Here is a 13,476-nt window from a genome sequence, read left to right as displayed (position 1 = left end):
GGAGCATGAGCACCACGCACACGCTCCGGAGCCCCGGGATGACCTCTTCGCAGACGGCCGGCCGCGTCCCGCCCTTCGGGGCTGGCTCCTTCGGCCAAGGCTCCTTCGGCAACGGAGCCGAGTTCAAGGCTGGCGAGTTCAAGGACGGCCGCTTCCCGCAGGACGATCCCTTCGGCTTGCGCGCCAAGGGGCCGAAGGCCATGGCCGGCTCGTCGCCCGAGCAGGTGATGGCGCGGCTCGATCTTCTCGCCCATCTCCTCGACACCGCGATCCTGCTGCCGGGCAACCGGCGCATCGGCCTCGACGCGATCGTCGGCCTGATCCCGGTGATCGGCGATGCGATCACCACGGCGATCTCGTCCTACATCGTCTGGGAGGCGCGTCGCCTCGGCGCGCCGCGCTGGCTGATCGCCCGGATGGCGGCGAACGTGGCGATCGACGGCGTGGTCGGCGCGGTGCCGATCGTCGGCGATTTGTTCGACGCCGCCTTCAAGGCCAACCGCCGCAACGTGCAGCTGCTGCGCAAGCACTTGGAGCGCAGCGGCGCATTGAAGCCCAGCGTGATCGACGTCACCGCGACCCGCATCGACTGACCCGAGACCCGCTGACCCGAGACGCACGGCCGGGGGACGCCGCATGAACCAGCGCCCCCCTGCCCCCGAACTCGACGCCGTCCCGGTCACCTCGCCGGCGGCGGGCCCGGTGAGCCTGCCGCTGCCGGGCCCCGCCGGCACCGGGCGGCTGTCGCCGCTGAACCGGCGGCGGCTCGCGAACTTCAAGGCGAACCGGCGCGGCTACTGGTCGTTCGTGCTGTTCTGCGTGCTGTTCGGGCTAAGCCTGTTCGCCGAGTTCATCGCCAACGACCGGCCGATCGTCGCCTCCTACAAGGGCGAGATCCTGCTCCCGATCGTGGTCGACTACCCGGAGGAGAAGTTCGGCGGCTTCCTCGCCCGCACCGACTACCGCGACCCGGTGATCGCCAAGGAGATCGCGCAGAACGGCTGGGCCGTCTGGCCGCCGATCCGCTTCTCCTACAACACCCACAACCTCGACCTGCCCGTCCCCGCTCCCGCCCCCCCGACCTGGCTCCTATCGGACGCCCAGTGCAAGAGCGTGGCGGAGAAGACCGGTGGCGCGACCTGCCGCGACATCGAGTGGAACTGGCTCGGCACCGACGACCAGGGCCGCGACGTCGTCGCCCGGCTCCTCTACGGCTTTCGCCTCTCGGTGCTGTTCGGGCTCACCCTGGCGCTGGTCTCCTCGGTGATCGGGGTGCTCGCCGGCGCGGTGCAGGGCTATTTCGGCGGCTGGGTCGATCTCGTGTTCCAGCGGGTGATCGAGATCTGGACCGCGATCCCGTCGCTCTATCTCCTGATCATCATCTCGTCGATCATCACCCCAAGCTTCTTCGTGCTGCTCGGGATCCTGCTCCTGTTCTCGTGGGTCTCGCTGGTCGGCGTGGTGCGGGCGGAGTTCCTGCGCGCGCGCAACTTCGAGTACGTGCGGGCGGCCCGCGCACTCGGGCTCTCCAACGCCCGCATCATGTTCCGCCACCTCCTGCCGAACGCCATGGTGGCGACGCTGACCTTCCTGCCCTTCGTGCTCAACGGCTCGATCACCACCCTCACCTCGCTGGACTTCCTCGGCTTCGGCCTGCCCCCGGGCTCGCCGTCGCTCGGCGAGATGCTGGCGCAGGGCAAGGCCAACCTCCAGGCGCCGTGGCTCGGGCTGACGGGCTTCGCGGTGATCGCCGTGACCTTGAGCCTCCTGATCTTCGCCGGCGAGGCGGTGCGGGACGCGTTCGATCCGAGGAAGACGTTCCGGTGAGGGGGACGAGGAGGGCTTGACGACCTTCGGGGAGAGCCGAGCAGGCTCTCAATCCCGGTACACCCGCTCGTAGCGCCGGCCGAGACCGGTCAGGATCTCGTAGCCGATCGTGCCGGCGCTGCGCCCCACCGTGTCGACGTCGAGCCCGTCGCCGATCAGGGTCGCGGGCGCGCCGCGGACCAGCGCCTCCTCCGGCGCCCCGGTGACGTCGAGGATGATGAGGTCCATCGAGACGTTGCCGACGAAGGGGCAGCGCACGCCGCCGACCACGGCCTCGCCGCGGCCGGTCGAGGATCGCGGAAAGCCGTCGGCGTAGCCGAGCGACAGGGTGGCGAGGCGCCGGGGCTCCCGGGCGATCCAGCGGGCGTTGTAGCCGGCGGTCTCGCCGGCCGCGACCTCGCGGACCTGGAGGATGCCGGCCTCGAGCCGCACCACCGGGCGCATCGGGTTGTCGCGGCCGGGCCGGGGATTGCCCCCGTAGAGGGCGTAGCCCGGCCGCGCCAGATCGGCGCGGCAGGAGGACAGGAAGTCGCCCGAGGAATTGGCGAGCGAGGCCCGGATCCCCGGATAGGCCGCGCGCACCCGGGCGAACTCCGCCGCCTGGTGGTCGGTGAGGGGATCGTGCTCGACCTCAGCGCTGACGAGGTGGCTCATCAGCAGGTCGGTCCCGGCCTCGGTCACGACCGGGTCCCCGGCGAGCGCCAGCCCCTCGGGCACCGACAGGCCGAGACGGTTCATGCCGGTATCGACGTGAAGCGCCGCCGGGCGGATCACGCCCTCGTGGCGATTCGCCGCCGCCCACTCGGCGATCTCCTCGCGCGAGCCGAGCACCGGCCGGAGGTCCGCGGTCCTGTAGGCCGGCGCGCGGCCGGGCGGAAAACCGTTGAGCACGTAGATCACGGCGTCCGGCACCGCCTCCCGGGCGACGAGCGCCTCCGACAGGTGGGCGACGAAGAAGGTGCGGCAGCCCTCGTCCCACAGGGCGGGCGCCGCCCTTGCGATGCCGCAGCCATAGGCGTCGGCCTTGATGACCGCGGCGGTCTCCGGGCATTCCGCGGCCGTCGCGAGGATCCGCCAGTTCGCCCGCAGGGCCGCGAGGTCGATGGTGAGGCGGCCGCCATGGCCGATGGGGGTGGGCTCGGTCATGATCTCGCTCCTGACGCTCCGTCTACCTCCCGAAAGGGGGCAGCGCCAAGGCCGCAGCGGGATGTGACCGACCGCGGGTCGGGCACCCTCATTAGAATCCCTCCGGGTCATCCCGGGGCCGCGCAGCGGAACCCGGGATCCATAACCGCTGACGATGCAGGACGAGGCGGAAGGCGACCGCCTTATCTACCACCGTCAGCGTTTATGGATCCCGGGTTCCCGGCTGCGCCGGGCCCCGGGATGACAGCGAGGGTGTCAGGTCCGTCGCGTGAGTCGCGCAGGCCTCAATGGGTGTCGGGCAGCCGGTCGCCCTGCGCGAGGTTCGAGAACCGGGTGATCTCGGCGTCGAACTGGAGCTCGACGGTGCCGGTCGGGCCGTGGCGCTGCTTGCCCAGGATCACCTCGGCCTTGCCGTAGACGCGGTTCATCTCGGCTTCCCAGGTGAAGAACTCTTCGGTGCCCTCGCGCGGCTTCTTGTTCTTGACGTAGTATTCCTCGCGGAACACGAACATCACCACGTCGGCGTCCTGCTCGATCGAGCCCGATTCGCGCAGGTCCGAGAGCTGCGGCCGCTTGTCGTCGCGGGCCTCGACCTGGCGCGAGAGCTGCGACAGGGCGACGATCGGCACCGCCAGTTCCTTGGCCAGCGCCTTCATGCCGGTGGTGATCTCGGTCATCTCCTGCACCCGGTTGTCGCCCTTCTTGGACGAGCCCGACAGGAGCTGGAGGTAGTCGACGACGAGGAGGTCGAGGCCGCGCTGGCGCTTGAGCCGGCGGGCCCGCGCCGCGAGCTGGGCGATCGAGATGCCGCCGGTCTGGTCGATGTAGAACGGGATCGTCTGCATGTCCCGGGCGGCGTCGGTGATCTTGTAGAACTCCTCCGGCCGGATGTCGCCGCGGCGGATCTTGTAGGAGGCGACGCCCGACTGCTCGGCGATGATGCGGGTGGCGAGCTGCTCGGCCGACATCTCGAGCGAGAAGAAGCCGACGATGCCGCCGTTCTTGGTCGCGATCGAGCCGTCGGGCTGCTTCTCGCCGACATACGCCTTGGCGATGTTGAACGCGATGTTGGTGGCGAGCGAGGTCTTGCCCATGCCGGGGCGGCCGGCGAGGATGATCAGGTCCGAGGCCTGGAGGCCGCCCATCTTGGCGTCGAGGTCGGACAGGCCGGTGGCGATGCCCGACAGCCGCCCCTCGCGCTGGTAGGCCTTGGCCGCCATGTCGACCGCCGCCGTCAGGGCGTCGGAGAACTTCTGGAAGCCGCCGTCGTACTTGCCGGTCTCGGCCAGTTCGTAGAGCCGGCGCTCCGTCGCCTCGATCTGCTCGCGCGGCGAGGTCTCGACCGGGGCCTCGTAGGCGCCGTTGACCAGGTCCTCGCCGATGGTGATGAGGCGCCGGCGCAGGGCCAGGTCGTAGATCGTGCGGCCGTAATGCTCGGAATTGATGACGGTCGTCGCCTCGGCGGCGAGCCGCGCGAGGTACTGGCCGACGGTCAGGCCGCCGAGATCGGCATCGCCCAGGTAGGTCTTGAGGGTGATCGGGCTCGCGAGCTTGCCGGCCTTGATCAGCGTGATCGACACCTCGTAGATCCGCCGGTGCACCTCCTCCATGAAGTGCTCGGGGAGCAGGAAGTCCGACACCCGGTAGAACGCGTCGTTGTTGACCAGGATCGCGCCGAGCAGCGCCTGCTCCGCGTCGATGTTGTGCGGCGCGACGCGATATTCCTGCTGCACGGGCTCGAGATTCGCCGTCAGGGTGCTGGGAATGGCCATCCGGCGGGGCTCCGGGCGAGAGGATTCGGGCGAGAGAGGCTTCGAGACCGGGTGTCGGATCAACGACGCGGCGGCGACCATCGCACCGCTATTGTTGACCAAACCTTGACCGAACGACGGCGGAGCGTGGCCTGAAACGACAGCGGGGCCCGCGACTCGCGCCGCGGACCCCGTCATGCTGGAACAAACTGGGAACAAGTCAAGCCCGATGGGCGGGCTTGTCCCCGCTGTCCCTGCTGTCCCGCCGCGAGGGGCGGGACAGGCGGTGGATCAGCCGCGGTCGTCCGCGTCCGGGCCGGCCTCGGCCAGGGCGGCACCGACCTCGAGCCCGAGGTCGTCGAGGTTGAACTCCTCGCGGGCGGTGGTCGACTCGCCGCGGGCCTGGCGCTCGGCCTCCTCGGGGCTGCGGGCGACGTTGACCGTGACCTTCACCTCGACCTCGGGGTGCAGCACCACCGGGACCTCGTGCAGGCCGAGCGTCTTGATCGGCTGCGCGATGCTGAACTGGTCGCGGTTGATGGTGAAGCCCTCCTGGGTCACCACCTCGGCGAGGTCGCGCGGGGAGACCGAGCCGTAGAGCACGCCGGTCTCGCCGGCCTGGCGGATCAGCACGAAGCTCTTGCCGTTGAGGGTCTCGCCGACCTTCTCGGCCTCCGAGCGGCGCTCGAGGTTGCGGGCCTCGAGCTGGGCGCGCTGGTCCTCGAAGCGCTTCTTGTTGCCTTCGGTGGCGCGCAGGGCCTTGCCGCGGGCGAGCAGGAAGTTGCGGGCGAAGCCCGGCCGCACCTTCACGGTCTCGCCCATCTGGCCGAGCTTGGCCACGCGCTCGAGCAGGATCACTTCCATGGTCGTCGTCCTTCGATGATGGGGCCTCGTCGGCCCCGGGTGGTGATGGCGGAGGATGTCCGCCGTCGGGGAACCGGATCGCCTCGGGCGGTCCGGGGATTTCGGGAGATCAGGCCACCGGCGGGGCCTGAGCGGGCCGGCGCCGCCCCGTGAGGGCGTCGAGGAGGCCGAACAGGGCGAGCGCGGCGAGCGCCAGCCCCTGGGTGAGGAAGACCAGCACGTAGAGGCCGATCAGGATCGGCGTGCGGCCGGGCTTGCCGCGGCTGCGGTCGTGCAGGGCGGCGAGGCCCTGGAGCGCCAGGGCGGCCGCGAGGGCGCCGAGCAGCGCGACCCCGAAGGCGCCGGCATAGCCCGGCGCGATCGACAGCACGGCGCCGACGACCAATCCCCACAGGGCCCGGCGCGGCAGCGCGGTGGCCGGGAGGTCGGGCCAGGGCCGGGCCAGGCGGCCGGAGATCTGCACCACCCGGGCGCCGGCCCAGAGATAAAAGGCCAGGAGCAGCGTGAAGGTCGTCGCCATGATGGCGGGCGCGAGGCCTGCGACCCGCTCGGCGATGCGGGCGAGGTCGTCCTCCTCCAGCCCGGCGCCGCGCGACGGGGTCTCCTGCATCTGCAATTGCAGCATCGCCCGGGCGAGGCGGCGGACCCGCTCCTGGTAGGCGGCGTGGTCGCCCGAGGACAGCATCACCACGACGACGAGCGCGACCGCCGCCGTGACGGCGACCCAGGCCAGCAGCCGGCCGGTCGGGTACCATTCCATCCCGCCCGCCGCCCCGCCGCCGGAGACCTTGGGACGCCCCAGCAGCGCGAGGTAGCCGAGCCACCAGGCGGGCAAGGCGGTCGAGACCAGGAAGGCGAGGCCGCGCAAGGGCGAGGAGACGAGCGCGAGGGCGAGCGTGCCGGAGGCGGCGGCGACGAGGCCGGTCCGGTGGCTCCAGCCCATCGCGACGATCAGGATCGGCAGCGGGGCGAGCAAGTAGAGCGCGAGCGCGAGCGGCGTCGCCTGGACGACGACCCCGATCAGGAGCGCCGAGGCGAGGCCGGCGACGACGCCGATGCCGGTGTGACGAACCATCGAAACCTTGTCCGCTGTCCCGCCGCCCCTCTCAGGGGCGGGGTTAGAGGCGGTGGAGAACCGCCCCAGCGACCCGGCGGCGCAGAGCCGCCGGGTTGTTCAATCGTTTTAGCGGATCACGTAGGGCAGGAAGCCCAGGAAGCGGGCGCGCTTGATCGCCTGGGCGAGCTCGCGCTGCTTCTTGGCCGACACCGCGGTGATGCGCGAGGGCACGATCTTGCCGCGCTCGGAGACGTAGCGCGAGAGCAGCTTCACGTCCTTGTAGTCGATCTTCGGGGCGTTGGGGCCCGAGAACGGGCAGGTCTTGCGCCGACGGAAGAACGGACGACGGCCACCGCCGCCACCAGCACCGAAAGCCATGGCTTACTGCTCCTCGTTGGTGTTGCGCTCGGCCCGCTCGGGACGCTCGCCGCGGTCCGGACGGTCGCCGCGCTCGGCGCGGTCACCGCCGCCGAAGCCGCCGCCGAAGCCGTCGTCGTCGCGGCGACGGCCGCGCTCGCGGTCCTTGCGCTCGTCGCGGTCGCGCTTCTGCATCATCGCGGACGGCTCGGACTCGAGCTCCTCGACGCGCACGGTCATGAAGCGCAGCACGTCCTCGGAGATGCGCATCTGGCGCTCCATCTCGGCGAGCGCCGCCGGGGGAGCGTCGATGTTGAGGAGGGTGAAGTGCGCCTTGCGGTTCTTGCGGATGCGGTAGGCGAGAGACTTCACGCCCCACATCTCGGTCTTCTCGACCTTGCCGCCGTTCTGCTCGATGACGGACTTGTAGGTCTCGACCATCGTTTCGACCTGCTGCGAGGTCACGTCCTGGCGAGCCAGGAACACATGCTCATACAGAGCCATGATGGGCCTTTCTCAGGGAGACTAGGGCCCGCTGCCTGGAACACGGATGTGCGTCGGGCGTCGGGCCGGTTCGTCCTCGCGTCGCACGGCGCCAAGCCCTTCGAGCCTGCAAAGGCCCGAGCGGTTGTTCGAAGGCGGAGACACGGGACGACGGGGCGAGCCCCTATGGCGTGCCGGAGGCACGCCACCGTCCGTTCAGCCCCCGGCCGGAGCGAACGCGAGGCGCGGTCGATAGCAGGTTTTCGCCGGAAGGCAAGAGGCCCGAATACCGGCAGGCGCTAATGCGGGCGTAACCATCGCACCGCTAGGGTCCTGCTTCCCTTACCGCAGGATGTCTCGCCCGATGGCCTCGGCCCAGGCCTTTCGACCCCCGAGACGGCCGCAGGCGGCCTCGCTCGCCGACCTCGTCGAGGCGGCCGAGCAGGTCGCGGACGCGGCACGCGCCCTCGACGGCGTCGCCGGCCTCCTGGTCGCCGGGGCCGACGGGCTCTCCGCCACGCAGGTCGGCGCCTTCGACGAGGTGCTGACGGCGCTCGTTGAGGGGGCGGGCCCGGGATCGCGCGGGCGGCTCGCCCGGCAGGTCACCGCGCTCGCCCGGCCGCCGCGCAAGGTCGCGCGGCGCCTCGCCTGCGATCCCGAGGCGAGCGTCGCGGTGCCGGTGCTGGCGCGCTGCGCCGCCCTGCCCGACGAGGTGCTGCTGCGCGTCGCCCGCAGCCGCGGACCGGTGCATCTCGCGGCCATCGCCCGGCGCGAGACGGTCGCTGCCCGGGTGGCGGACGTGCTCGCCGACCGGGGCGACCAGGCGGTGATGGAGACGCTCGTCGCCAATCGCGGGGCGCAGCTCTCGCTTTCGGCGCTCACGCTCCTGTCCGAGCGCATGGAGGACCGGGACCGCCTCGCGGCGGGGCTCGCGGCCCGCAGTAGCCTGCTGGCGCGCCAGCGCGACGCGCTCCTGCGGCCCGCCCCCCGCCCCGGCCCGACGCGGCGCGCCGTCGAGACGGTCGCCCGGCGGATCCGGCTCGGGCTCGACGAGGGCGACCTGCGCAGCTGGCTCGCGGATGGCCGGACCGCCGAGGCGCTGGCCGGCCTCGCCCACCTCGCCGGCTGCCCGCCCGAGCGGGCCGAGGCGGCGCACCGCCTCCCGGCCCCGCGGGCGCTCGCCGTGATCGTGCGGGCGGCGGATCTGCGGCTCTCGACCCTCGGCGCCTATCTGCGGGCCCGGCCCGGACCGACCCCGACCGTGGAGGCGGCCGGCGCGGCGGTGCAGGCCTACCGGTCCGTGACGGTGGCGCGGGCCCGCGAGCTGGTCGCGCAGCAGGGCTGAGCGGGGCGGGAGGATCGCGGCGTCGCACCCCGACGCTTCGCGACCGGCCCGGAAGGACGCCGCCTTCAGCAGACGTTCGCCCCGCTCGAATGGACCGTCGTCGTCCACCCCTTGATCGTGGAGCCGGTGATGCCGGTATAGAGCCGCGAGATCACCGGGAACAGGGCGACGTACTGGATCTGGATGACGACGACGATGGCGTTGTCCTTGTCCGCCATCTGGGCGAGGGCGCTCGAGGAGACGTCGTTTTCCAGGTACGTCATGTTGCCGGCGCAGATCTTGAGCGCGCCGTTGCTCTCGCTGACCTGCGCGATGCTGATGGTCGGCTGGTTCTGGCTGTAGCGGACCAGGGCATTGTCCTGCCGGGCGATGTAGGCGCTCATCGTGTTCGTCGTGCAGCTCTGGTCGCTCGACCGCGAGCAGCTGGCGATCAGGCTTCCGATCTGCGTCGACGAGCGCTCGATGTCGCGGGTGATGGTCGAGATCTGGACGAAGTCGACCAGCCCGGCGAACAGGACCAGCAGGCTCGTCGTCAGCAGGGCGAACTCCACCGCCACCGACCCGCGGCCGCTGCGGCGAAACCGTGCGATGCGGTGGAAGCCCCGCGGGCGGCCCGGCGCCGTCATCGCCGGAACACGACCGAGGCCTGCGCGGTGATCGCCGGGACGAGCGGCAGGATGCGCAGGGTCGGCAGTGCTGCCCGCAGCAGCAGCGCGTCGTTGGCCGAGCCGGCGCTGAAGGTCGACCCGGTGATGGCCGTGGCGGTGGTCGGCGCGTCGGACAGCCGCATCATCTCGACGACGATCCGCGCCTTGCACGACTCGGACTGCACGATGCGGATCTTCTCGCACACGGTCGCCTTGTAGACGCTCGCGCTGCCGAGCAGCAGTTCCGGCTCGGGCGCGGAGGCCGAATCGTACAGCGCGCTCGACAGCATGAGCTGCGTGTACTGGGCGATCACGAATTGCAGGACGCCGACGATCATGAAGATCGTCGGCCAGGCAAGCAGCGCCATCTCGACCGACGCGGCCCCGCCCTCGCCGTCGCGCAGCTTGCGGATGTGCTCGCGGATGTGACGGTATCCCATCGCCGCGCGCCTCAGCTCGGGCAGGAATTGCGGCAGATGCGCAGGTAGTCGATCAGGCCGCCATAGGTGTCCTCCCGGCCCGCCGCCCGCCAGCTGATCCGGTACTCCGTCGTGCTCGCCCTCGGATCGACCGGCACGACGAAGTCGACGACCCGCTCCGTCCACGCATCCGCCTGCACGCACACGTCGACCATCGAGGAGGCCGCGAAGGTGTAGTTGCCGGATTTCTCGATGTAGAGCTCGATGCGGTTGGTCTGCCCGTCGACCGTGTACCACGCCACGTCGCTGCTCCTGGCGCCGCAGATGACCCGTCCCGGCTGGTTCGGATCCCTCTGCCGCGCGATGTACCAGTACCTGACCTGGTACTTGCCCGGCGCCAGGTCCATGATGCGCGACATCGTCGAGTTCGAGTGGCAGTTCCTGTTGTTGGTGTTCGCCGAGGTTCCGCAATCGCTGTCGAGCTCGGCGAAGAAGTCGCCGAAGCGGATGACGTTGCTGGCCAGCTCGCGCTGGCCGTTGATCTCGATGCCGGCGTTCTGCGTCGTCCAGCCGTTCCAGCTGTTGGCGTTGTTGATGCCGCCGAGCACGCTCCAGCTGTTGTACGCCACGTTGTGGCTCGGCTTCTCGAACGACTCGGTGAACAGCACCTGCGGCGTGGTGCTGGTGGTCAGCGCGGTCGGCGCCGAGACGACCGCGCAATCCCGCGCGACCGCGAAGTCCACATTCTGCATCCGCAGGACCGAGCTGAAGACGATGGCCATCCGGCCGGTCGCCGTGACGTGGACGTTGACGTCGGTGTCGTTGGTGGCGGTCAGGACGTCGCTCGCCCTCAATCCCTTGGCGGCCTTGACGCGATCGGCGATCGGCTGGATGTCGGTCGCCGGATACAGTTTCGTGGTGTCGGACGAGCGCACGTCCTTCGGCTTTCGCGCGTTGACGTATGCCCGGGCCTGCGTGCAGGCGAGTTCGGCCGCGCTCGTCAGGCGCTGGCGATAAGCGATGGCACGAGAGGCTTCGATCGATCCGCCGACCCCGATCAGGAGGGCCGGCAGGGCGAGCGCGATGATGATTGCGACGCTGCCACTCTCATCGTTCCATGCCATAAACTCGATCCGACGATTCGTTCGCACAATAAACTGCGCCGGGATTCGCTTATTTTTCGATAATGAATTCCCCAAAATGAGCATTACTGCCCTGCGCGCATCGCGCGACTGCCCTGCGCGCCGCGATCCGGCCTTCACGGATAGAATACGAGGGCAGGATCCGCAGAATATCCCTTGCAGTACCGCACGTTCCGATGCCAAGCCGTCGGACTCGACTGCCCGTGGGTCATTGCAATCTTTTCAGATCTCGCGGACCGCGGCGGCTCGCGGAACCGTCCGGATGCAAGCCATGACAGACGAGACGAAGCAGCCGCCGCGCTGCGGGCCGCTCCGATACCCTGGTCATTTGCCGGGGCACCGGCCGGGACATAGGACTATAGGTCTATTCTTGTCCGGTGCCGCCGGACGCTGCGGCCCGCCCTCTGGAGGAGGCGCTCTGCGGCACGAACGTCGCCGACTCGACGAATCGTTGAGCAGCGCCGGGCGAGGCCGCCGGGCATACCGGACCACGGCGGCCGTGATCCTGCCCCGTCACGGCGCCTTCGCGGCCGTCCCCAGGTGCTTGTCGAGGAAGGCGGCGATCTCGGTGAAGACCTCGCGGGTCTCCGGCGCGTCCGGATCGAACAGGTACTGGGCGTGGCTCATGCCCTCGAACACCTGGAGCGAGGCCTCGACCCCGGCCTGGCGCAGCTTGCGGTGGGTGCGCACGGTGTTCGAGAGGAAGAGGTCGCGGGTGCCGGTGGTCAGGATGGTGGGAGGCAGGCCGCGCAGGTCGCCGTAGATCGGCGAGAGCTGGGGGTCGCGCAGGTCGTGGCCGTCGGCGTAGAGCTTCGCCGCCCGGTTCAGCACGCCGTCATAGGAGACCAGCACGTTGTCCAGCCACTCGTTGGCCTTGTAGCTGTCGCCGGTCTCGGTCAGGTCGGACCACGGCGTGCCGGGGGCGATGGCGGCCGGGAGCGGCAGCCCCTCGCGCCGGGCCCGCAGCATCAGCGCCAGGGTCATGCCGCCGCCGGTCGAGGTGCCGAACACCGCCATGTTGCCGGCCGGCTGCAAGGCGAGCGCGGCCCTCCACACCGCCATCGCGTCGTCCATCGCCGCCGGGTAGGGCGCGTCCGGCGGCATGCGGTAGTCGAACGAGATCACCGTGAAGCCGCCGAAGGCCGCCATCAGCACCGCCTCCAGCGTGCCGGCCTCGCCCGGATTGTAGACGTAGCCGCCGCCGTGGATGTGGACCAGCAGCCGGTGGCGGTTGCGTTCGGGCACCACCTTCGGGGCGATGATCCAGGCCTTGACGCCGCCGATCACCTCGGGCGTCGAGACCACGCCGAGGCGCTCGCGCAGGGCCGGCAGGGGTGCGGCGGTCTGGGCCGCGAGCTTCGTCACCAGCGCCTTCCACTCAGCCGCGCTGCCCGGGTCGGCGTTCCAGGCCGGGGTCTTGTAGGGCGCGGCGATCGCCGCCTGGAATTCAGGGCTCACCGTGCCCGGCACCGGGATGCGCCGGCCCGGCACGGTGCGCGGGCCGGGCGCGGCGTTGGCGGCGTTCTGGGCCGCCTCCATGCGGGCGAAATCCGACGCGTCGGCGCTCGGAGGCCCTGCCGGCGGCTGCTGCGCGCGGACGGCCGTCGGCAGCGCGGCGGCCAGGGGAATAGCCAGGAGCAGGGCGGCGAGGCGACGCGGGCCGGGCAATGGGCGCAATCCTGTCGGCGTGGGGCGCCGCACGATTCGCATGCCGGCCCCCATCCGGCAAGATGGTGCCGCTCCGCTACGGCAGGCCGCGCCGCAGGGGCGAGGCGTCGTAGCCGTCGAGCAGGTCCTGCGGGTCGCGGTAGATCGCGGTGCAGCCGGCCTCGCTCAACTGCGCCTCCGGGAAGCCGCCGCACAGGACGCCGATCACCGGCAGCCCGGCCTTCACCCCGGCCTCGGCGTCGTAGGGCGAATCACCGATCACGATCGCCTGGCCCCGGGGCGGCCGGCCGAGCTTGTCGAGCGCCGCCTCGAAGATGTCCGGGTGCGGCTTCGAGCGCTCGGCCTCGTCGGAATTGGTCGCCACGTCGACGAGGTCGCGGATGCCGGCGATCTCCTGGTAGCGCTCGACCTCCTCGGCCTTGCCGGAGGAGGCGAGCGCCAGGACGTGGCCTTCCGCCTTCAGCCGCTCGAACAGCGCCCGCACGCCGGGAAACGGCTTCACCTCCGGCAGGTATTTCTTCGTGAACAGCTCGGAGCGGAATTTTTCCAGCGCCTCGCCCTCGCGCTCCAGGCGGTCCTCCGGCACGAAGACCGGCATCAGCTGGTCGCCGCCCTTGCCGATCTGGCCCCGGACCTGGTCGGCGGACACCGTGATCCCAAAGGCGGCGAACGCCTCCGCCCAGGCTTTCGCGTGCAGATCGACGCTGTCGAGCAGGGTCCCGTCGATGTCGAAGATCAGGTGGCGGATCATGCGGGAGACTCCTGTTGCA

The 13,476-nt window shown here is 70.7% G+C and carries 14 protein-coding genes; 3 read left to right on the top strand and 11 right to left on the bottom strand.

Annotated elements, in window-relative coordinates; genetic code table 11:
- Nucleotides 1-38 precede the first annotated feature (38 nt).
- Together ACS5PV_RS05245 and ACS5PV_RS05240 are read left to right on the top strand one after the other, a co-directional pair.
- Nucleotides 39-593: a DUF4112 domain-containing protein gene (locus ACS5PV_RS05245; protein WP_455394307.1), complete on the top strand. Its 555-nt coding sequence runs from the start codon at nucleotides 39-41 to the stop codon at nucleotides 591-593.
- A gap of 43 nt (nucleotides 594-636) precedes the next feature.
- Entirely contained in the window at nucleotides 637-1,827 is a 1,191-nt protein-coding gene (locus ACS5PV_RS05240) for an ABC transporter permease (protein WP_455394306.1), read from the top strand.
- A 48-nt stretch (nucleotides 1,828-1,875) separates the two neighbouring features.
- On the opposite strand, the gene alr is transcribed toward ACS5PV_RS05240, so the two are convergent.
- The 6 genes from alr to rpsF all read right to left on the bottom strand — a co-directional run bounded on the left by alr (nucleotide 1,876) and on the right by rpsF (nucleotide 7,506).
- Nucleotides 1,876-2,973 carry an alanine racemase gene (gene alr / locus ACS5PV_RS05235; RefSeq protein WP_455394305.1) on the bottom strand — a complete coding sequence of 366 codons (1,098 nt, stop codon included), beginning with the start codon at nucleotides 2,971-2,973 and terminating at the stop codon, nucleotides 1,876-1,878.
- Nucleotides 2,974-3,257: 284 nt separating this feature from the next.
- Nucleotides 3,258-4,745, bottom strand: coding sequence for a replicative DNA helicase (locus tag ACS5PV_RS05230; RefSeq protein ID WP_455394304.1), 1,488 nt, complete (start codon nucleotides 4,743-4,745; stop codon nucleotides 3,258-3,260).
- 270 nt (nucleotides 4,746-5,015) lie between these two features.
- Entirely contained in the window at nucleotides 5,016-5,588 is a 573-nt protein-coding gene (gene rplI / locus ACS5PV_RS05225) for a 50S ribosomal protein L9 (protein ID WP_455394303.1), read from the bottom strand.
- Nucleotides 5,589-5,697: 109 nt separating this feature from the next.
- On the bottom strand, nucleotides 5,698-6,663 hold the full coding sequence (locus ACS5PV_RS05220) for a DUF2232 domain-containing protein (protein ID WP_455394302.1): 966 nt from the start codon (nucleotides 6,661-6,663) through the stop codon (nucleotides 5,698-5,700).
- A 108-nt stretch (nucleotides 6,664-6,771) separates the two neighbouring features.
- Nucleotides 6,772-7,023 carry a 30S ribosomal protein S18 gene (gene rpsR / locus ACS5PV_RS05215; RefSeq protein ID WP_012332436.1) on the bottom strand — a complete coding sequence of 84 codons (252 nt, stop codon included), beginning with the start codon at nucleotides 7,021-7,023 and terminating at the stop codon, nucleotides 6,772-6,774.
- A gap of 3 nt (nucleotides 7,024-7,026) precedes the next feature.
- Nucleotides 7,027-7,506 (bottom strand): 30S ribosomal protein S6, encoded by a 480-nt coding sequence (gene rpsF / locus ACS5PV_RS05210; protein ID WP_455394301.1) that lies wholly within the window; start codon nucleotides 7,504-7,506, stop codon nucleotides 7,027-7,029.
- 343 nt (nucleotides 7,507-7,849) lie between these two features.
- Between rpsF and ACS5PV_RS05205 the strand changes: the two genes are divergently transcribed.
- The gene (locus ACS5PV_RS05205; protein WP_455394300.1) at nucleotides 7,850-8,830 is read left to right on the top strand and encodes a DUF2336 domain-containing protein; all 981 of its coding nucleotides are present in this window, start codon (nucleotides 7,850-7,852) and stop codon (nucleotides 8,828-8,830) included.
- Between the two features lie 65 nt (nucleotides 8,831-8,895).
- Here the strand turns inward: ACS5PV_RS05205 and ACS5PV_RS05200 are convergent, their stop codons facing one another.
- The 5 genes from ACS5PV_RS05200 to ACS5PV_RS05180 form a co-directional block, all read right to left on the bottom strand.
- Nucleotides 8,896-9,456 (bottom strand): TadE/TadG family type IV pilus assembly protein, encoded by a 561-nt coding sequence (locus tag ACS5PV_RS05200; RefSeq protein WP_455394299.1) that lies wholly within the window; start codon nucleotides 9,454-9,456, stop codon nucleotides 8,896-8,898.
- Nucleotides 9,453-9,917: a TadE/TadG family type IV pilus assembly protein gene (locus ACS5PV_RS05195; protein ID WP_455394298.1), complete on the bottom strand. Its 465-nt coding sequence runs from the start codon at nucleotides 9,915-9,917 to the stop codon at nucleotides 9,453-9,455. Before ACS5PV_RS05195 ends, ACS5PV_RS05200 begins: the two co-directional genes overlap by 4 nt.
- A gap of 11 nt (nucleotides 9,918-9,928) precedes the next feature.
- Nucleotides 9,929-11,020, bottom strand: coding sequence for a TadE/TadG family type IV pilus assembly protein (locus ACS5PV_RS05190; protein WP_455394297.1), 1,092 nt, complete (start codon nucleotides 11,018-11,020; stop codon nucleotides 9,929-9,931).
- A gap of 531 nt (nucleotides 11,021-11,551) precedes the next feature.
- A complete protein-coding gene (locus ACS5PV_RS05185; protein WP_455394296.1) occupies nucleotides 11,552-12,706 on the bottom strand; it encodes an alpha/beta hydrolase in 1,155 nt (384 codons plus the stop codon).
- A gap of 76 nt (nucleotides 12,707-12,782) precedes the next feature.
- Nucleotides 12,783-13,457, bottom strand: a complete 675-nt coding sequence (locus ACS5PV_RS05180) for an HAD family hydrolase (RefSeq protein WP_455394295.1) — start codon at nucleotides 13,455-13,457, stop codon at nucleotides 12,783-12,785.
- Nucleotides 13,458-13,476: the final 19 nt, after the last annotated feature.

This window comes from Methylobacterium sp. Gmos1 (assembly GCF_053764715.1).
This window is presented reverse-complemented; position numbering and strand designations above follow the sequence as displayed.

Coding starts and splice junctions, on each gene's coding strand:
- ACS5PV_RS05195 (WP_455394298.1), bottom strand. CDS start 9,917: ATGGGATACCGTCACATCCGCGAGCACATCCGCAAGCTGCGCGACGGC.
- ACS5PV_RS05240 (WP_455394306.1), top strand. CDS start 637: ATGAACCAGCGCCCCCCTGCCCCCGAACTCGACGCCGTCCCGGTCACC.
- ACS5PV_RS05205 (WP_455394300.1), top strand. CDS start 7,850: ATGGCCTCGGCCCAGGCCTTTCGACCCCCGAGACGGCCGCAGGCGGCC.
- alr (WP_455394305.1), bottom strand. CDS start 2,973: ATGACCGAGCCCACCCCCATCGGCCATGGCGGCCGCCTCACCATCGAC.
- ACS5PV_RS05180 (WP_455394295.1), bottom strand. CDS start 13,457: ATGATCCGCCACCTGATCTTCGACATCGACGGGACCCTGCTCGACAGC.
- ACS5PV_RS05220 (WP_455394302.1), bottom strand. CDS start 6,663: ATGGTTCGTCACACCGGCATCGGCGTCGTCGCCGGCCTCGCCTCGGCG.
- ACS5PV_RS05200 (WP_455394299.1), bottom strand. CDS start 9,456: ATGACGGCGCCGGGCCGCCCGCGGGGCTTCCACCGCATCGCACGGTTT.
- ACS5PV_RS05245 (WP_455394307.1), top strand. CDS start 39: ATGACCTCTTCGCAGACGGCCGGCCGCGTCCCGCCCTTCGGGGCTGGC.
- ACS5PV_RS05230 (WP_455394304.1), bottom strand. CDS start 4,745: ATGGCCATTCCCAGCACCCTGACGGCGAATCTCGAGCCCGTGCAGCAG.
- ACS5PV_RS05190 (WP_455394297.1), bottom strand. CDS start 11,020: ATGGCATGGAACGATGAGAGTGGCAGCGTCGCAATCATCATCGCGCTC.
- rpsF (WP_455394301.1), bottom strand. CDS start 7,506: ATGGCTCTGTATGAGCATGTGTTCCTGGCTCGCCAGGACGTGACCTCG.
- rpsR (WP_012332436.1), bottom strand. CDS start 7,023: ATGGCTTTCGGTGCTGGTGGCGGCGGTGGCCGTCGTCCGTTCTTCCGT.
- rplI (WP_455394303.1), bottom strand. CDS start 5,588: ATGGAAGTGATCCTGCTCGAGCGCGTGGCCAAGCTCGGCCAGATGGGC.